Source organism: Sandarakinorhabdus sp. FBCC-B8862, assembly GCF_059745315.1.
In genome coordinates this window covers 2,114,251-2,130,914 of the sequence record NZ_CM185574.1, presented here as the reverse complement: position 1 = coordinate 2,130,914, position 16,664 = coordinate 2,114,251, and the positions used below count along the sequence as shown (strand labels likewise).

Below are 16,664 nucleotides of genomic sequence, written 5' to 3'. Positions count from 1 at the left end.
CATCAGCCGGCCATGGATGTTGCCTTTTCGTTCGCCGGCGAAACACTGGTGCCACTGGCCAGCGGCGCGCTGTTCTGGCCGGCCGAGGCGACGCTGCTGGTGGCCGATCTGCATCTGGAGAAGGCCAGCCATTTCGCGAAGAAGGGCTGGCTGCTGCCGCCGCACGCCACTGCCGACACGCTGGCCGCGCTGATCGACGCGGTGGAGGCCAGCGGCGCCACGCGCCTGATCTGTCTGGGCGACAGTTTTCATGACCAGGGCGGGCCTGACCGGCTGCTGCCCGAAGCGCGCAGCGCCCTGCAGCTGATGACCCGCAATCTCGACTGGTGGTGGATCACCGGCAACCATGACGAGGACGCGGCGGCGGAATTGGGCGGGCGGGTGATGACGGAAACGCGGCTGGGCCCGTTCGTGCTGCGGCATGAGGCCGATGCCGCCGACCGTGCGCCGGAATTGTCGGGCCATTTCCATCCCAAGCTGGTGATCCGTGTGCGATCCCGCCACATCGCCCGCCGTTGCTTTGCATTGAGCGCGACGAAGCTCATCCTGCCGGCCTTTGGCGCCTTCACCGGCGGGCTGGATGTCGCCGATCCGGCGCTCAAGTCGGCGCTCGGCGGCCCGGCCGAGGCGCTGGTGCTCGATGGCGGGCGCTTGCTGCGCTTTCCGGTAGTTTGACGGCGCGGGCGGAGCGCGAGACGCTTCGCGCCATGGAGCATGATCTTGTCATCCGCGGCGGCACCATCATCGATGGCAGCGGCGGCGCGCCATTCCGGGGCGATGTGGCCGTTGCTGCCGGCCGCATCACCGCCGTGGGCCGGGTGGAGGGACGCGGCGCGGAGGAGCTGGATGCGGGCGGCCTGGCCGTCACCCCCGGCTTTGTCGACATCCACACCCATTATGATGGCCAGGCAACCTGGGAGAGCCGGCTGCAGCCATCGACCCTGCATGGCGTCACCACGGTGATTTCCGGCAATTGCGGCGTTGGCTTTGCGCCGTGCCGGCCCCAGGATCGGGACCGGCTGATCCGCCTGATGGAGGGGGTGGAGGATCTGCCCTTCCCGGTCTTGAAGGCCGGGCTGCCGTGGAACTGGCAGAGTTTCCCCGAGTATCTGGACAGTCTTTCTGGCCGGGCCTTTGATGCCGATATCGGCCTGATGCTGCCGCACGCCGCCTTGCGGGTGTTCGTGATGGGCGAACGCGGGGCCAATCGCGAGCCGGCGACGGCCGAGGATATCGCGGCCATGGCGGCGATTGCCGAAGCCGCCGTCCGCGCCGGGGCAATGGGCTTTTCCACGTCGCGCACGCTCAACCACCGCACCAGCGATGGGCAACCGACGCCAACCCTGACCGCGGCCGAGGATGAACTGGCCGGTATTGCGGCGGCGCTGGGCCGCGCCGGGGCCGGGGTGTTGCAGTTCGTGTCCGATTTTGGCGATCCGGTGGCCGAATTCGCCATGCTGCGCCGGCTGTGCGAGCGCTCCGGCCGGCCGTTGAGTTTCAGCCTGGCGCAATCGCCGCGCGCGCCCGACGGCTGGCGCCTGCTGCTCGATCTGCTTGGCGAGGCCACCGCCGCCGGCCTGCCGATGAAGGCGCAGGTGGGCGCGCGGCCGGTCGGCGTGCTGTTGGGGCTGGATCTGACACTGAACCCGTTCAGCCTGCATCCCGACTGGCAACCGCTCAAAGGCGCAAGCCCGGCCGATCAGGCCCGGGCGCTGGCCGATCCGGCCTTTGTCGCGCGGCTGATCGCCAACCCGCCCGAACCCGGCAACGCGCTGGGCACCGCCCTGTTGCACCGCTGGGGCGACATGTACCGGCTGGGCGATCCGCCCTGTTACGAACCGCTGCCCGAAACCAGCCTCGCGGCCGAGGCTATGCGGCGCGGCGTGGCGTATGAACAGGTGGCGGCCGAATGGCTGTGCGGCGACGGTGGGAACGGGATGATCTATGTGCCCTTCCTCAACTTTGCCGATGGCGATCTGGATGCGGTGCACGCCATGCTGTCCCACCCCGATGCCATTCCCGGCCTGTCCGATGGCGGCGCCCACGTTGGCATGATCTGTGACGGCAGCTTCCCGACCACGCTGATGACGCATTGGGCGCGGGACCGGGTGGGCGCGAAGCTGCCGCTGGAACGGCTGGTGAAGGCGCAGGCGCATGACACGGCGCGGGCGGTGGGCCTCCATGATCGCGGTCTGCTGGCGCCGGGCCTGCGCGCCGACATCAACCTGATCGACACCGCCGCCCTGCGCCTGCACGCCCCGCAGGTGGTGCATGATCTGCCGGCCGGCGGCCGCCGCCTGATGCAGCGCGCCAGCGGCTATGTCGCCACCCTGGTGGCCGGGCAGGTCAGCTATCGCGGTGGGGTCGCTACCGGGGCGCTGCCGGGCCGGCTGCTGCGCAGTTGAACGCATGTGGGGGGCGGTTCATCAAACTTTGACTTGACCGGCCGTTTGCAATCGCAATGGATGCACCCCAATAGGACGGGGGTCTGAATGACGATCAAGCCAGTGAAAACTGCGGTATTTCCCGTGGGCGGCCAGGGCACCCGCTTCCTGCCGGCCACCAAGGCGGTGCCCAAGGAAATGCTGCCGGTGGTGGACAAGCCGCTGCTGCAATATGCCGTCGATGAGGCCCTGTCGGCCGGGATCGAGCGGCTGGTGTTCGTGACGGCGCGCGGCAAGGGCGCGCTGGAGGATTATTTCGATATTGCCTGGGAATTGACGACAAGCCTGAAGGCCAAGGGCAAGCAGGCCGAACTGGCGACGCTGGAGAACACCCAGCTGGAGCCCGGCCGCATCACCTATGTGCGCCAGCAGGAACCGGCCGGCCTTGGCCATGCCGTTTGGTGCGCTCGCCATATGGTGGGCCAGGATGCCTTTGCCGTGCTGCTGCCCGACGAGCTGTTGTGGAACCCGGCCTATCCGGCGCTGAAGGAAATGCACGACGCCTATCAGACGCTGGGCGGCAACGTGATCTCGGTGCTGGAGGTGCCGGCCGAGCACACCCACCGCTATGGCATCGTCTCCCCCGGTGCGGCCGATGGCCTGGTGACCGAGGTGAAGGGCCTGGTGGAAAAGCCGCCGCAGGGCAGCGCCCCGTCGCGTCTTGCTGCCATCGGCCGGTATATCCTGCAGCCCGAGGTGATGGACGTGCTGGCCGCCGGCAAGCGCGGCGCCGGCGGCGAAATCCAGCTGACCGATGCCATGGCCGAGATGATCGGCGTGCAGCCGTTCCACGCCGTCACCTTCACCGGCACCCGCTTTGATTGCGGTGACAAGGCCGGCCATATCATGGCCAATGTCGCGCTGGCGCTGGAACGGGATGATATCGGCCCGGCGGTGCGCGACTGGCTGCGGGCGCAGTCGTTCTGAGGGTCAGCTCTCGATCCGGTCGAGCCGGTAGCCAAAGCCATAGACCGAGCTAAGCCGCCAGCCATCCTCCGGCCGCAGCGACAGGCGCTTGCGCACCTGGGCAATATGCGCATCCAGCGTGCGGCTGCCGGGCAGATCGGAACGCCCCCAAACCGCGCCCATGATGGCATCCCGCGATAGGGCCACGCCCACATTGTCCACCAGCAGCCGGGCCAGCGCGAATTCCTTGGCGGTCAACTGCACCGGGTGGCCGCGCACCACCACCTGGTTGTTGACCCGGTTGAACTGCAGCCCATCGATGCGCTCGCTCGGATCCAGCCGGCGCGGGCGCGCATCACTGACGGCAGCGATGATGGCCGCGGCGGCTTCGTCGCCAGGCTGATCCATGATCTGCACATCGGCATGTTCGGCAATCGCGCCCGGTGCATCGGGCGTCAGCAGGATCACCGTGACCGGCAGCCGGTCATGCTGCTGGCGCAGGCGGTGCAGCACGGCGACGCCGCACAGGTCTGGGCCATCCCAGCGCATCACCAGCGCGTCAAAACGTTCATGCTGCATGGCTTCCAGCACGGCCGCGCCAGTCACCATGGCCATTGGCTTGTGGCCAAGGCGCGCAAAGGCCACCGAAAGCCGGCCGGCGTCTTGGGCCTGGTGATGAAAAATGCCGATCTTCATTGATGGTGCGACCCAGTCATATCGGCCATAATTTACGGAATCGAAATTTGTAGCAAGCACAACAGACGGCACGCCCCGTGCCGATAGTTGCGCACGACTCAGTTCGGGTTTTGAGAGCCTGCCGCTCAGGGCAATTGATGCACGCTGAGCGCCCGCAACTGCCGCACGGAACGGGCAGCGCGCGCCTCGCCGGGCACCACCAGACGCAGCGGGCCGTCGCCGGCCGCCAGCGGCTTGCCATCGCAGCGGTCGGCGATCAGCACCGGCCGGTTGCCCAGCTTGCGATCAAGTTCGGCAAGGGTGAACAGCACGCGATAGCCATCGGCGGCTTCGGCCCGGATGGCGATGGTGAGCGCCGGGCCGGACAGCGCCGGGCCGCTGGGCAGACCGGCAGCGGCGGCCAGATCGGTGAGCCACACGCCCTCGCAGCGGCTGGTCTGGCCATGCGCCGTCAGCGTTGCCGTGGCACGCGGCAAGGGTGCCAGCGCTGCCGCATCAAGCGGCAAGGTGGCGGGCAAAGCAGCCAGGGCAAGTGCGAAGAGAGCGGCGGGCATGGGCAATATCCTTGGGGTTGGGGCAGCCAACAATTCACCAGCCCGTGGCCAAGCGCAACATTGACGGGCCGGCGAAACGCGATAGGGGACGCAGCATGACTGCGGATTCCCATCGCCTGGCCACGGCCCCGTTTGAACCACGCCTGTTGCGCGATGCCTTTGGCTGCTTTGCGACGGGGGTGACGGTGGTGACCGGGCAGACCGCCGGCGGCCAGCGCGTGGGCCTGACCGCCAACAGCTTCACCTCGGTCAGCCTTGATCCGCCGTTGCTGCTGTTCTGCCCGGCCAATGGTGCCTCCGCCCTGCCGGCGCTCAGGGAAACCGGGCGCTTTGCCATCAACATCCTTGATCTGGATGGCCAGGCCGTCGCCGATCGCTTCACCCGCAAGGATATCGACCGCTTTGCCGATCATGACTGGCAGGATTGGGATGGCGTGCCGGTGCTGGCGGCGGCCAAGGCGGCCTTTGCCTGCGAACTCCACGCCGATCATGATGGCGGCGATCATCGTATCATCGTGGGCCGCGTGACCCGGCTGGCGCTCGACCAGTCGCGTGAGCCGCTGCTGTATCTGCACGGCCGCTATCGCCGGGTGCATGTTGGCTGATCCGGCCACAGCCGGGCCCGATGCGGCCGAAACCGCGGACCCCAGCCGCGGTGACGCGGCGGAAACCGCCGCATTGGCCAAGGGCGGGCGCACCAGCTTCTTCGGCTATGTGCTGCGGCTCGCCGCGCGCTTTCCCTTCCTGTTCATCGCCGGCCGGCTCTATGGCGCCGAGGCGCTGGGCCGCTTTGCCTATGCCACCATGGTGGTGGAACTGGCGGCGATGCTGGCCACGCTGGGCCTGAAGCGCGGGCTGGCCGAGGACATGGCGCGCCGGCCGGATGACGAGGCTGGCGCCCTGTTCGATGCGCTGCTGCTGGCGCTGATCGTCTCGCTGGCCGGATCGGCGCTGCTGGTGGCGCTGCCGCAGCTGGTGTTCCCGGCCGGCGTGGTGCAGCCGGTGGACCGCTGGTTTGCCCTGATCATCCCGTTCATTGCCGTTGCCGATGTGGCGCTGGCCGGCCTTGCCTATCACCATGATGTCGGGGCGCAGGTGCGCGCCCGCTCGATCATCGAACCCTGGGTGCTGTCGATCAGCGCGCTGGCGCTGGCTTTCACCTTGCTGAAGCCCGATGGCATGCTGATCGCCTATCTCTTGTCGATGGTGGCGGCGTTCTTCGCCGCAATCAGCCCGGCGCTGCGCCGCTATGGCCAGCCGCGGGGCTGGCGGCCCAGCCCGGCGCGGCTGTGGGCCATCGCCCGGGCCAACGGGCCGCTGGCCGGCGCCGACGTGGCGGAATGGGGCGCGCGCCGGCTGGATATCTTCATCCTCGGCCGCTTCGCCTCGGCCGAGGTGGTGGGCATCTATTATGTCGCCCAACAGATCGCCTCGCTGCCGCAGCGGCTGAAATCCAGTTTCGATCCCATCCTGGGCCCGGTGCTGACCCGCAATCTGGCGGCCGGCAATCTGGCCAAGGCGGCATCGCATGTGCGCCAGATCAGCTTCTGGGTGGCGGCGGTGCAGCTGGGCGCCGTGCTGGGGCTGGGGATGACGGGCCAGGCGCTGATGGGCCTGTTCGGCCCGGCCTTTGCCACCGGCGTCACCGTGCTGGCGGTGGTGTTGACGGTGGAATTGTTCGCCGCCCAGGCCGCGGTGGCGGAAGGCGCGCTGATCTATGTGGCGCGCGGGCCCAACCTGATCTGGTCATTGACCGGGCTGGCGGTGCAGCTGGGCTTGAGCTTGTGGCTGGTGCCGCTCGATGGGCCGTTTGGCGGCGGTGTCGGCGCGGCGGTGGCGCTGGCGGTGGCGGCGCTGCTGCAATCGGTGGCCAAATCGCGCCTGCTGGCATCACGGTTGCAGAATCCGGTGGCCGGATGGCGGTTCAGCCTGATCCTGGCCGGCGTGCCGGCCTTTGGCACCGGCCTCCTGGTGCTGCGCACGCCCGAACCCATCCAGCTGTCGATCGGGCTGATCGCCATCCTCGGCACCTTCGGCTTCATCATCTGGCGCTTCGGCTTCAAGGGTGCCGACCGGCTGCTGTTCAGCCGCGGCCTCAAGAAGATCGAGGCCGAGGCCGCCGCTATTCCGCTGGCCCCCACCCTGCCCGATCAGGCGAGCTGACGGCGCAGCAGCACCTTGAACAGCCACCAGCTGCCCACGGCATAAAGCACCGCGTTCACCGCCACCACCATCGTCCAGAAGCTGACGGGATCAAACCCGTCGACAATGCCGAAGCGGTGGTTGGTCAGCACCTGGCTGATGCCGGCCATCATCAGGCCCAGCCAGCTATAGGCCATCTGGATCTTGTGGGTTTTCAGCGCACCGGCATCGCGGCGGCGCAGCCATTTGCGCAGGGCCCACATGCCGCTGCCCAGCGACCAGAGACTGACAAATGCCAAGATGTGAAACGGCAGGAAGGGCGTGCCCGGCCGAAAGCTGGCCAGCGCGCCGATGTTGCACACCAGCATCGCCGGCACATAAAGCCGGCCGGCCAGGGCATGGCCCGGCGTGCCCTGGCGGGCGAGCAGCTGATACAGGCCCAGCGGCATGGCCAGGCAGGCGGCAGCAAGATGAGCGAGCAGCAGCGGCGAGAGATTGTCGAGCATGGGAAAATGGCTCCGTTGTGGGTGACGGCCCCGCTGTGGCAAGCCGCCGCCGCTTGCCGCAACGCCGCTTTCGCCTATCATGCCGGCCGCTTCGTCAACCCTGCCGCCGCCGGATTCACGCTTCGTGGAATCAACGCTTCGCCTCTCGGCCGATACGGCGCCGCCGCTGCGCCCGCAGCTGGCCGGCACGCTGTTTGCCGTGGCCGTGTGCGTGCTGGCCGCGCCCTTCGACACCGGGCGGCTGCCACTGCCCAGCCGGCTGGTGTTCTGGCTGGTGCTGATCGGCTGGAACAGCGCCAAATGGTGGATGTGGTATGCGTGGGTGGGCCCGCGCGCGGTGGGCCGGCGCGGCGCGCTGCTGCTGGCGCTGGCCGGCACGCTGCTGCTCAACGCCACGCTGCCGCTGGAGATTGACCTGATGTTCCGCGCCATCGGCCAGCCGGTGGCGCTCGGCTGGCTGGGCCTCTATCTATCGGCGCTGGTCATCGCGGGGTCGATTTCGGCCTTCATCGCCATCGTGCGCGGTGGCGGGCCGCTGCTGCCCGCCACGCCGCCGGCTGCACCGCAAATCACCGCATCACTGCTGGCCCAGCGCGCCGGTCTGCCGGATCTGGCCGATGTGCGCCATGTCGTGGCCGAGGATCATTATCTGCGGCTGGTGCTGGCCGATGGTCGCCGGCCGCTGGTGCTGTTCCGGCTGGGGGATGCCTTGCCGGAACTGGCGGTGCTGGATGGCTGCCAAGTGCACCGCGGCGCCTGGGTGGCGGCGGCCCATGTCGTGGGCGCGCGCCGTGATGGCCGGCGCTGGCTGTTGCAGCTGGCCGATGGCAGCGAACAGGCGGTGAGCGAGACCCATCTGCCGGCAGTGCGCGCCGCCGGCTGGCTGCGACGTGGGTGAAGGCGGCGTGCTGGACCGCCCGGTGTGGCAATCGCTGCACGCCGGCTGGGCGGAGCGGGCGGTGCGCCATGGCAGCGCCGTGCGGTTGCAGCGCGATTTCGGGCCCTTTGCCGCGGTCGATCCCGGCGGTGACCCGGCAGACCTGGCGGCGCTGGCCGATGCTGGCGAAGAGTTGTGGCTGGTGGAGCCGGACCCGCTGCCGCCACCCCCCGGCTTTGCGCTCACCCGGCAGGGGCAGTTGCTGCAGATGGCCTGTGCCGGCCTCGCCCCCTGCCCCGGCAGTGTTTCGGCGCGCGTGCTGGGCGATGCCGATGCGTTGGCCATGCAGGCGCTGGCGGCCTTGACCCGTCCCGGCCCGTTCCATGCCCACACCCACCGGCTGAGTGATTTCCTGGGCGTCGGCGATGGCTGCCGGCTGCTGGCGATGGCGGGTGAGCGCATGCAGCCGCCCGGCCATGCCGAGGTGAGCGGCGTGTGCACACATCCGCAAGCGCAGGGGCGCGGGCTGGCGGCGGCGCTGAGCTGGCAGATCGCCGCGCGCATCATCGCGCGCGGGCAGCGGCCGTTCCTGCATGTCTGGCCCGACAATGCCCACGCCGTCGCGCTCTATCAGCGGCTGGGCTTTGCCGAGAGCGGGCGGCCCTGGCTCAGCCTCTACACAAAGCTGTAGGGATCGACATCGACGACCACCCGCACCGATGATGGCAGCGGCACGGCGGCCAGCCAGTCGCGCAGGATCGCGGGCAGCGGCAGGTCGCGTCGCGCCTGCACCAGCAGGCGGTGGCGATGGCGGCCGCGCAGCATGGCGAGCGGGGCCGGCGCCGGGCCGAGCACCATGAGGCCATCGGCACGCGGCGCGGCGTCGCCCAGCGTGTCGGCGGCGGCCTTGGCGGCGGCGGCATCTTCGGAACTGATCACCAGCGCCGCCAGCCGGCCGAACGGCGGCAGGCCCAGATCGCGGCGGGCGGCGATTTCGGCGGCGAAAAACCCATCGGCATCACCCTTGGCCAGCGCCTGCATCAGCGCGGCGCCCGGCTGGTGCGTCTGGATCAGCACGCGCCCCGGCTTTTCGCCGCGCCCGGCCCGGCCCGATGCCTGCACGATCTGCTGCCAGCAACGCTCCCCGGCGCGCAGATCGCCGCCCGACAGGCCGAGATCGGCGTCGACAATGCCCACCAACGTCAGATCGGGGAAATGATAGCCCTTGGTCACCATCTGGGTGCCGATGATGATGTCCACCCCGCCCGCCGCCACCGCCTGCACCAGGGCGGCGGCGCGGGCCGGGCTGGTGATGGTGTCGCTGGTCACGATGGCGGTGCGCGCCGCTGGAAACAGCCGGCGCACCTCCTCGCCGATGCGCTCCACGCCCGGCCCACAGGCGGCCAGGCTGTCGGCCGCGCCGCATTCGGGGCAGGCATCGGGCACCGGCATCTGATGGCCGCAATGGTGGCAGGCCAGCCGGCGCGACAGGCGATGCTCCACCATCCAGGCGGTGCAATTGGGGCACTGGATGCGGTGGCCGCAGGTGCGGCAAAGGGTGAGCGGGGCATAGCCGCGCCGGTTGAGGAACAAGAGCGACTGTTCGCCCTTGGCCAGCGTCTGGTCCAGCGCCGCCACCACCGGCGGGCTGAGGAACTGGCCACGCGCCGGGGGGTGCCGCGTCATGTCCACCAGTTGCACATCGGGCAATTCCGCCCCGCCGAAGCGGCCGGGCAGGTGGAGGTGGCGATAGGTGCCGCGGCTGGCCAGCACCTGGGTTTCAATGGCCGGGGTGGCGGTGGCCAGCACCACCGGCAGCGCTTCCATGCGGCCCCGCATCACCGCCACGTCGCGGGCGTGATAATGCACGCCCTCTTCCTGCTTGAAGCTGGCCTCGTGCGCTTCATCGACGATGATGGTTTTCAGGTTGGCATAGGGCAGGAACAGCGCCGATCGCGCGCCCACCACCACGCGGGCGCGGCCATCGGCGATGGCGGCCCAGGCGGCGCGGCGCTCGCTGGTCTTCAGGTCGCTGTGCCAGGCCAGCGGTTGGCAGCCAAACCGCGCGGCAAAGCGCGCCAGCCACGGCGCGGTGAGCGCGATTTCCGGCACCATCACCAGCGCCTGGCCTTGCACCCGGATGGCCTCAGCCACCGCTTCGAAATAGACTTCGGTCTTGCCCGAACCTGTCACACCTTCCAGCAGCATCGGCGCGAACTGGCCGGCGCTGACGGCGCTGACCAGTTTGTCGGCCACATGGCGTTGCTCCGCCGACAGCGCCGGCGGCGCGAAATCAGGATCGGGCACCGGCGGGCTGGCATCGCCCGAGACTTTTTCCGCAATCAGCGTGCCGGCGCCGACCAGCCCGCGAATCACCGCGTCTGACACGCCGGCCATGCGGGCCAAATCGCGGGCCGTTCCCTGCCGGCCCTCCAGCTTCTCCAGCGCCTGGGCGCGTTCCGGCGTCAGGCGTTTGGGCAGCGGGCCGCCCAGGCGATATTCGGTGAATTCGCGCGGGTTGAGGAACGCCACCGACGGCCAGGCCATGCGCACCACCGATTGCAGCGGCGCGACATAATAATCCGCCGTCCAGTCGATCAGCCGGCGCAGGGGCTCGGCCAGCGGCGGCAGATCAAGCCGGGCGATGACGGGGCGCAGCCTTGCCGCCGGCACATCGGGGGCGGCCAGCCGCTGTGCATCCCACACCACCCCGATGATGCGGCGCGGACCCAGCGGCACCTCCACCGCGTCGCCGGGCGCCAGCACCATGCCGGCCGGCACGGCATAATCCAGCGCCCCCAGCCCATGCTGGAAGGGGATGATGCGCACGCGTTGAAGGGGGTTGCCGGTCACCACGCCACAGATAGGCAAGTCGGCCGCCGCGTGCTAGGCGGCGCGGCCATGATCCCGCGCTATTCCCGCCCCGCCATGGTTGCCATCTGGGAACCGGAAACCCGCTTCCGCATCTGGTTCGAGATCGAGGCGCACGCAACCCAGAAGCTCGCTGACCTTGGCGTCGTGCCGCAAAGCGCCGCGAAAGCGCTGTGGGACTGGTGGGCAACCAGGCCGGCCATCGATGTCGCCGCCATCGACGCGATCGAGGCGGTGACCAAGCATGACGTGATCGCCTTCCTCGATTGGGTGGCGAGCCAAGTTGGCCCCGAAGCCCGCTTCATGCACCAGGGCATGACCAGTTCGGATGTGCTCGACACCTGCCTGGCCGTGCAGCTCGCCCGCGCCGCCGATCTGCTGCTGGCCGACATGGATGCCCTGCTCGACGCCATCAGGCGCCGCGCCCATGAGCACAAATACACGCCCACCATGGGCCGCAGCCACGGTATCCATGCCGAGCCGACCAGCTTTGGCGTCAAGCTGGCCCAGGCTTATGCCGAGTTTGCCCGCAACCGCGAACGGCTGGTGGCGGCGCGCAAGGATATCGCCACCTGCGCAATTTCGGGCGCGGTCGGCACCTTTGCCAATGTCGATCCGCGCGTGGAGGAGCATGTCGCCGAGCAGCTCGGCCTCGCGGTCGAGCCGGTGTCCACCCAGGTCATCCCGCGCGACCGCCACGCCATGTTCTTTGCGACGCTGGGCGTGATCGCCAGCAGCATCGAGCGGCTGGCCACCGAAATCCGCCACCTGCAGCGCACCGAGGTGCTGGAGGCGGAGGAGTATTTCAGCCCGGGCCAGAAGGGTTCGAGCGCGATGCCGCACAAGCGCAACCCGGTGCTGACCGAGAATCTCACCGGCCTTGCCCGTCTGGTGCGCGGCTATGTCACCCCGGCGCTGGAAAATGTCGCGCTGTGGCACGAGCGGGACATTTCCCACTCCTCGGTGGAGCGGATGATCGGCCCGGATGCCACCGTCACGCTGGATTTCGCCCTCGTCCGCCTGACACAGGTGGTGGACAAGCTGCTGATCTATCCCGACCGGATGGACCGGAATCTCAACAAGATGGGCGGCCTCATCCATTCGCAGCGCGTGCTGCTCGCCCTCACCCAGGCCGGTGTCACCCGCGATGGCGCCTATCGGCTGGTGCAGAGGAACGCCATGAAGGTGTGGGAGGCCGATGGCGCCTTGAACCTGCTCGATCTGCTGAAGGCCGATGACGAGGTGACCGCGCACCTGCCGCCGGCACAGCTGGAAAGCCTGTTCGATCTTGGCTACCACCTGAAACATGTCGACACGATCTTTGCCCGCGTGTTCGGCTGAATGAATAAGGGCCCCGCCGCAGCTGCGACGGGGCCAGAGTTGGAGCCGGGCGGGCCGGATTACTGCGCCGAAGCAGCCGGCTGCCGCGCGGTGCTGGCGCGGGCTTCACCCTGGGCCGAACCCGAACCGGAAACCGCGACATCGGCACGCGGCAGGCGCGGGCGCGGTGCCGGCGTGGTGGCCGGGGTCGCGGCCGCAGTGCCCGAACCCGCAGCCGAGCCGGCCGCATCACCCATGAGATTGCCGACACCCCGGCCCATGGCGTTGCCACTGCCGGTGCCGTTCGCAGTGCCGCTGGCGGTGCCGGTGGGCGCGGTCATGGCCGGCAGCGGGCGGTTGGCCGCCGCCAGCAGACCCGGCCGCTGCGCCTGGCCGCTGGCGCTGCCGTTGGCCTGCCCGGCCGCGTTGCCGTTGGCGGTGGCATTGCGCAGCAGATTGGCGCTGCCCATCCCGCCGCCGGTGGCATTGCCCAGCAGGCTGGCCTGGCTGGCTGCCATGCCCTGGGCGGCGCCATTGGCTTCGCTGGCCATGGTGCCGGCGGCCATGGCACGGTTGGCCAACTGGCCCTGGGCCGCACCGGCGGTGCTGGCGCCGGCCGACGCAGCGCCATTGGCCGCGCCGCTGATCTGGCCGGCCGCCGCCTGACCACGCGCCGCCAGCATCCCGGCAGCGCCGGTGCCACGGTCACGTGCGGTGCCGGCGGCGGTGGTGGCGCGATCCCGCACCGTGCCAACTGCGCCCGCCAGGCGATCCTGGCTGGTGGCCGCGGCCGTGCTGCCCGCCTGGGCGGCGCCACGACCGGCGGCGCGGGCGGCATCGGTGCCCACGGCATCGACCGACAGGGCAGCGCTGCGTTCGATGCTGCGCGAGGCGGCAAGACCACCGTTCGCACCCGTGGTGCCATTCGGACCCGCCGCAGCCACGGCGCCATCAACCGCGCCGCTCACGGTGCCGGCCAACGCGCCCGATGCGCTGGCATTGCCGCTGCGGGTGTCGATGCTGCGGGTGGCAGCGGCGCTGCCGGTGCCGGCGGCAGAGCCGGTGATCGATCCGGTGGCCGAACGGGTGGTGTTGCCAATGCCGCCCAGCGTGCCGCCGATCTGGCCGGCGCCGCCCAACGCGCCATTCAGGGCACCGGCGCCATTCAGCAGCTGGGCCGAACCCGGGGTGGCCGCCACCAGGGCCGCCAGCATCGCCGTCGTGATCATCATGCGCTTCATTGTCAGTCTCCCTTGCTAGAACCGGTGGGACCGCATCCGGTCCACATTCAGCAAACGATCTGGCGGCGGGGCTTCTTCCAGGCCTGCGATTATTTTTTTTCGATCAGCGGACGCAGCGGGTTGCGGCAGGTTTCACACAGGATGCCCTGGCCCAGGCGGACATTGCCGGTGGCGCGGGCCTCGGCCGTCACGCCAGCCAGGGGATTGGCTGGATGCGCCGCCAGCCGGGCCGTGACCAGCGGCGCTGCAAACGACGTGCCGCGCACGGCGGCATAGCGGCCATCCATCAGGGCGGCGGCCATGTCCGCCCCGGGCGCGGCGAAATCGACATGCGCCGCCCGTCCGGCTTCGGGCAGCAGACGGGCCCGGGCATCCACCGCCGTGACCGCCACCACCTTTGGATAGGAGGCGGGATACATTGGCGGCGCGGCCGGGCCATCATTGCCCACGGCCGCCACCACGAAGAGCCCACGCGCCTGCGCGGCCGCGACGGCGCGGGCGATCAGCAGGTTGGGTGGGCCAACGAGGCTGATGTTGATCACCCGCGCGCCGCGGCTGGCCAGCCAATCGAGCGCCTGCGCGATGGCGGCGGCCGAACCATTGCCGCTCGCCCCGCCATAGACATCGGCAACCAGCAACTGGGCGCCGCGCGCCGCCCCGGTGAAATTGGCGGCCTGGCCCACCAGCAGCGAGGCCACGGCGGTGCCATGGCCAGTGGGCTTGACCGGGCCGGCAAAACCGCGCTGTTCGATGCGGGCGCTGGCCAGTGCCGGGTGGGCCGCCACACCGCCATCGATCATGCCGATGCTGGCACCGCTGGCCGACGGGCCGGGCGCGGGCGCCGCGCCGCCGGCCTGCAGCGCGGCCCCGGCGGGTTCATAGACATGGTTGTAATCCGCTGATGCCTCGGGCGCGGTTGCACGCAGCGTGGCCAGTGCCTTGTCGAGTCGCGTCCTGGCCGGCGGGCGCAGGTTGACGACAGTGCCGGCATCACCCGCGGTCTCACGGCGAACCAGGCCAAAGCCCAGCTGGGTGAGGCGGGCGAGCGCATCATCATCCAGACCCACGGCCAGAAGTTCGCCCCGGCGCACCGGGTTGCCGAGCGGATCAAGCTCCAGCGTTTCACGGTTGTCGCGCACCAGCTGGCGCAGGCGGGCGCGGCGTTGTTCCAAAAGGGTTCGCGCATCGCTGATCAAAGGGCCACCGGCCAGATCGGGAATACCGATGGGCCCGGCCAGCATTGGCAGTGGAGGCGCGCCTGCAGTGCCGGGCAGCGCGGCAGTGCCCGGCAGCGGGGCCCCGCCCAGCGGCGCCGTGATCTGGCTGGGCAACTGGCTGACGGCCGGCGGCAGCAGCTGGGCGACCGCCGGGGCCGCCAGCAGCGACAGGAGCAGGGCGGGGATCGAAACGCGCATCACAGGTTCCCTTTCTTACGATTGTGCGAAATAAACGATGCGCCTGCGTCGTTTCTTCCCGCATGAAGGAAAAACATGCCTGCCGACCCCTTTGGTGCCGAGCTGACCGCCCTGTTGCCGCGCTTGCGGCGGCTGGCGCATGCGCTGGCGCGGCCACCGGCCGATCCGGACGATCTGGCGCAATCATCGGTGGAACGCATGCTGCGCGCCCGCGACCAGTGGCAGCCCGGCACCCGATTCGATGCCTGGGCATTCCGCATCATGCGCAATCTTTGGATCGACACGGTGCGCAGCCACAAGCGCCAGGCCGCCCGCCATGCGCCGGAGGAGGATGGTCTGCAGGTGGGCGAGGACCCGCGCGCCGGGCTGGAAGCGCGCTCGGAACTGGCGGCCGTGCGCCGCGCGCTGGCGCAACTGCCCGAGGAGCAACGCGAAGTGGTGGCGCTGATCACCATCGAGGGCCTGGGCTATGCCGAGGCTGCTGCCGTGCTGGATCTGCCGATCGGCACGGTTTCAAGCCGGCTGCTGCGCGGGCGCACCGCCCTGCTGCAGCTGCTGGCCGGAAAGGAGACTGACCATGGCGCGCGTTGACCTGCCAGACGAAGCGCTGGTGATGGCGTGGATCGATGGGGAGCTGCCGGCAGATGAAGCCGCGCGCGTTGCTGCCGCCGTCGCCGCCGATGCGGATTTACAAGCCTTTGCCGATGCCCATCGTGCGCTGGCCGAACGGCTGCGCAACAGTTTTGCGCCGCTGTTGGCCGAACCGGTGCCGGCAGCCCTGGCACAGGCTGCGACACCTCCGGTGGCCAGCGTGACCGATCTGGCCGCCGTGCGGGCGGCGCGCGCACTGGCTGCACCGCCACAGCGCCGCTGGCTGCCGCAGTTCGCCGCGCTGGCTGCCAGCCTGGCATTGGGCCTGTTCATCGGGCGCGGCACGCTGGACGGGTCGACTGCGAGTCCGGTGGTGAGCGGGGCCGGCGGGATCGCCGCCGGCGGTGTGCTGGCAGTGGCGTTGAACGATCAGCTTGCCGCCAGCCCCGGCAATGGCCCGGTGCGCGTGGCATTGAGCTTTCGCGACCGTGAAGGCCGGGTGTGCCGCAGCTGGCAGGCCGCGGCACAGGAAGGCATCGCCTGCCGGGCGGGGGACGGTTGGGCTGTCACTGCCGTGATCGCCCGCGCCAGCGAGGATGGCGGCCATTATCGCATGGCCGGCGGCCCCCGCGTGGCTGCGCTGGTGGATGGGATGATCGCCGGCGAGCCGTTTGATGCCGCCCAGGAACAGGCGGCAAAGGCCAAGGGTTGGCGTTGACATTGCGGCGGCGGCGGTGTTCGGGTGGCGCACCACACCCGGGAGAATGAGATGATCCGATTGATTGCCGCGTTTGCCCTCGCCGCCCTGCCGGCCGCCGCCTTCGCTCAAGCTGCGCCCGCCGCCCCAGCTGCGCCCGCCGCCCCGGCCGCGGTCAATCTCGACACGCCGATCGAGGTGCTGATCGCCAATGAAAAGACCAAGGCCGTGCTGGATGCCCGCATCCCCGGCCTGACCAGCCACCCCATGCTGGACCAGTTCAAGGCGATGAGCCTGAAGCAGTTGGCGCCGATGTCGGGCGGGCAGCTGACCGATGCCATGCTGGAAGGCGTCGCCGCGGATCTCGCCACCGCCGGCAAGTGATCCCGCCTCTTGCCCGGCCG

17 protein-coding genes are annotated in these 16,664 nt (G+C 69.8%); 11 read left to right on the top strand and 6 right to left on the bottom strand.

Annotated elements, in window-relative coordinates; translation table 11 throughout:
- Nucleotides 1–12 precede the first annotated feature (12 nt).
- From pdeM to AC6BOR_RS10325, 3 genes are all read left to right on the top strand, one after another.
- On the top strand, nt 13–675 hold the full coding sequence (gene pdeM, locus AC6BOR_RS10335; protein ID WP_498058367.1) for a ligase-associated DNA damage response endonuclease PdeM: 663 nt from the start codon (nt 13–15) through the stop codon (nt 673–675).
- A gap of 32 nt (nt 676–707) precedes the next feature.
- The gene (locus tag AC6BOR_RS10330) at nt 708–2,405 is read left to right on the top strand and encodes an N-acyl-D-amino-acid deacylase family protein (RefSeq protein ID WP_498058366.1); all 1,698 of its coding nucleotides are present in this window, start codon (nt 708–710) and stop codon (nt 2,403–2,405) included.
- Nucleotides 2,406–2,492: 87 nt separating this feature from the next.
- Nucleotides 2,493–3,371, top strand: a complete 879-nt coding sequence (locus tag AC6BOR_RS10325; protein WP_498058365.1) for a UTP--glucose-1-phosphate uridylyltransferase — start codon at nt 2,493–2,495, stop codon at nt 3,369–3,371.
- 3 nt (nt 3,372–3,374) lie between these two features.
- On the opposite strand, the gene AC6BOR_RS10320 is transcribed toward AC6BOR_RS10325, so the two are convergent.
- Both AC6BOR_RS10320 and AC6BOR_RS10315 read right to left on the bottom strand, forming a co-directional pair.
- The gene (locus AC6BOR_RS10320; protein ID WP_498058364.1) at nt 3,375–4,046 is read right to left on the bottom strand and encodes a winged helix-turn-helix transcriptional regulator; all 672 of its coding nucleotides are present in this window, start codon (nt 4,044–4,046) and stop codon (nt 3,375–3,377) included.
- Nucleotides 4,047–4,171: 125 nt separating this feature from the next.
- Nucleotides 4,172–4,600 carry a molybdopterin-dependent oxidoreductase gene (locus AC6BOR_RS10315; protein ID WP_498058363.1) on the bottom strand — a complete coding sequence of 143 codons (429 nt, stop codon included), beginning with the start codon at nt 4,598–4,600 and terminating at the stop codon, nt 4,172–4,174.
- A 95-nt stretch (nt 4,601–4,695) separates the two neighbouring features.
- Here AC6BOR_RS10315 and AC6BOR_RS10310 point away from each other — a divergent pair, with 95 nt between their 5' ends.
- Entirely contained in the window at nt 4,696–5,205 is a 510-nt protein-coding gene (locus AC6BOR_RS10310) for a flavin reductase family protein (RefSeq protein WP_498058362.1), read from the top strand.
- Nucleotides 5,195–6,763, top strand: a complete 1,569-nt coding sequence (locus AC6BOR_RS10305; RefSeq protein ID WP_498058361.1) for a lipopolysaccharide biosynthesis protein — start codon at nt 5,195–5,197, stop codon at nt 6,761–6,763. The genes AC6BOR_RS10310 and AC6BOR_RS10305 overlap by 11 nt, the downstream gene beginning before the upstream one ends.
- Here AC6BOR_RS10305 and AC6BOR_RS10300 read toward each other — a convergent pair.
- Complete coding sequence (locus tag AC6BOR_RS10300; RefSeq protein ID WP_498058360.1) at nt 6,751–7,248, bottom strand: DUF2306 domain-containing protein; 498 nt, start codon at nt 7,246–7,248, stop codon at nt 6,751–6,753. The two genes, AC6BOR_RS10305 and AC6BOR_RS10300, sit on opposite strands and share 13 nt — an antisense overlap.
- A 79-nt stretch (nt 7,249–7,327) precedes the next feature.
- Here AC6BOR_RS10300 and AC6BOR_RS10295 point away from each other — a divergent pair, with 79 nt between their 5' ends.
- Together AC6BOR_RS10295 and AC6BOR_RS10290 are read left to right on the top strand one after the other, a co-directional pair.
- On the top strand, nt 7,328–8,146 hold the full coding sequence (locus AC6BOR_RS10295; RefSeq protein WP_498058359.1) for a LytTR family transcriptional regulator DNA-binding domain-containing protein: 819 nt from the start codon (nt 7,328–7,330) through the stop codon (nt 8,144–8,146).
- Between the two features lie 7 nt (nt 8,147–8,153).
- Entirely contained in the window at nt 8,154–8,816 is a 663-nt protein-coding gene (locus AC6BOR_RS10290; protein ID WP_498058358.1) for a GNAT family N-acetyltransferase, read from the top strand.
- Here AC6BOR_RS10290 and AC6BOR_RS10285 read toward each other — a convergent pair.
- Nucleotides 8,801–10,978, bottom strand: coding sequence for a primosomal protein N' (locus tag AC6BOR_RS10285; protein WP_498058357.1), 2,178 nt, complete (start codon nt 10,976–10,978; stop codon nt 8,801–8,803). The genes AC6BOR_RS10290 and AC6BOR_RS10285 overlap by 16 nt on opposite strands.
- Nucleotides 10,979–11,026: 48 nt before the next feature.
- Here AC6BOR_RS10285 and purB point away from each other — a divergent pair, with 48 nt between their 5' ends.
- Nucleotides 11,027–12,337 (top strand): adenylosuccinate lyase, encoded by a 1,311-nt coding sequence (gene purB, locus AC6BOR_RS10280; RefSeq protein ID WP_498058356.1) that lies wholly within the window; start codon nt 11,027–11,029, stop codon nt 12,335–12,337.
- Nucleotides 12,338–12,396: 59 nt separating this feature from the next.
- On the opposite strand, the gene AC6BOR_RS10275 is transcribed toward purB, so the two are convergent.
- Both AC6BOR_RS10275 and AC6BOR_RS10270 read right to left on the bottom strand, forming a co-directional pair.
- On the bottom strand, nt 12,397–13,557 hold the full coding sequence (locus AC6BOR_RS10275; RefSeq protein ID WP_498058355.1) for a hypothetical protein: 1,161 nt from the start codon (nt 13,555–13,557) through the stop codon (nt 12,397–12,399).
- Between the two features lie 89 nt (nt 13,558–13,646).
- Complete coding sequence (locus AC6BOR_RS10270; protein ID WP_498058354.1) at nt 13,647–14,972, bottom strand: S8 family serine peptidase; 1,326 nt, start codon at nt 14,970–14,972, stop codon at nt 13,647–13,649.
- A gap of 75 nt (nt 14,973–15,047) precedes the next feature.
- On the opposite strand from AC6BOR_RS10270, the gene AC6BOR_RS10265 reads away from it, so the two are divergent.
- Genes AC6BOR_RS10265 through AC6BOR_RS10255 form a run of 3 tightly spaced genes read left to right on the top strand, consistent with a single transcriptional unit; the run spans nt 15,048 to nt 16,644 of the window.
- Nucleotides 15,048–15,563 (top strand): RNA polymerase sigma factor, encoded by a 516-nt coding sequence (locus AC6BOR_RS10265; RefSeq protein WP_498058353.1) that lies wholly within the window; start codon nt 15,048–15,050, stop codon nt 15,561–15,563.
- The gene (locus AC6BOR_RS10260; RefSeq protein WP_498058352.1) at nt 15,550–16,281 is read left to right on the top strand and encodes an anti-sigma factor family protein; all 732 of its coding nucleotides are present in this window, start codon (nt 15,550–15,552) and stop codon (nt 16,279–16,281) included. Before AC6BOR_RS10265 ends, AC6BOR_RS10260 begins: the two co-directional genes overlap by 14 nt.
- Nucleotides 16,282–16,332: 51 nt before the next feature.
- Entirely contained in the window at nt 16,333–16,644 is a 312-nt protein-coding gene (locus tag AC6BOR_RS10255; RefSeq protein ID WP_498058351.1) for a hypothetical protein, read from the top strand.
- The last annotated feature ends 20 nt before the right edge of the window (nt 16,645–16,664 follow it).

Bases quoted from the DNA above. Each gene is read 5' to 3' on its own strand.
- AC6BOR_RS10325 (WP_498058365.1), top strand. From the start codon at position 2,493: ATGACGATCAAGCCAGTGAAAACTGCGGTATTTCCCGTGGGCGGCCAG.
- AC6BOR_RS10265 (WP_498058353.1), top strand. From the start codon at position 15,048: ATGCCTGCCGACCCCTTTGGTGCCGAGCTGACCGCCCTGTTGCCGCGC.
- pdeM (WP_498058367.1), top strand. From the start codon at position 13: ATGGATGTTGCCTTTTCGTTCGCCGGCGAAACACTGGTGCCACTGGCC.
- AC6BOR_RS10330 (WP_498058366.1), top strand. From the start codon at position 708: ATGGAGCATGATCTTGTCATCCGCGGCGGCACCATCATCGATGGCAGC.
- AC6BOR_RS10320 (WP_498058364.1), bottom strand. From the start codon at position 4,046: ATGAAGATCGGCATTTTTCATCACCAGGCCCAAGACGCCGGCCGGCTT.
- AC6BOR_RS10255 (WP_498058351.1), top strand. From the start codon at position 16,333: ATGATCCGATTGATTGCCGCGTTTGCCCTCGCCGCCCTGCCGGCCGCC.
- AC6BOR_RS10275 (WP_498058355.1), bottom strand. From the start codon at position 13,557: ATGAAGCGCATGATGATCACGACGGCGATGCTGGCGGCCCTGGTGGCG.
- AC6BOR_RS10270 (WP_498058354.1), bottom strand. From the start codon at position 14,972: ATGCGCGTTTCGATCCCCGCCCTGCTCCTGTCGCTGCTGGCGGCCCCG.
- AC6BOR_RS10300 (WP_498058360.1), bottom strand. From the start codon at position 7,248: ATGCTCGACAATCTCTCGCCGCTGCTGCTCGCTCATCTTGCTGCCGCC.
- AC6BOR_RS10295 (WP_498058359.1), top strand. From the start codon at position 7,328: ATGCCGGCCGCTTCGTCAACCCTGCCGCCGCCGGATTCACGCTTCGTG.
- AC6BOR_RS10260 (WP_498058352.1), top strand. From the start codon at position 15,550: ATGGCGCGCGTTGACCTGCCAGACGAAGCGCTGGTGATGGCGTGGATC.
- AC6BOR_RS10310 (WP_498058362.1), top strand. From the start codon at position 4,696: ATGACTGCGGATTCCCATCGCCTGGCCACGGCCCCGTTTGAACCACGC.
- AC6BOR_RS10315 (WP_498058363.1), bottom strand. From the start codon at position 4,600: ATGCCCGCCGCTCTCTTCGCACTTGCCCTGGCTGCTTTGCCCGCCACC.
- AC6BOR_RS10305 (WP_498058361.1), top strand. From the start codon at position 5,195: ATGTTGGCTGATCCGGCCACAGCCGGGCCCGATGCGGCCGAAACCGCG.
- purB (WP_498058356.1), top strand. From the start codon at position 11,027: ATGATCCCGCGCTATTCCCGCCCCGCCATGGTTGCCATCTGGGAACCG.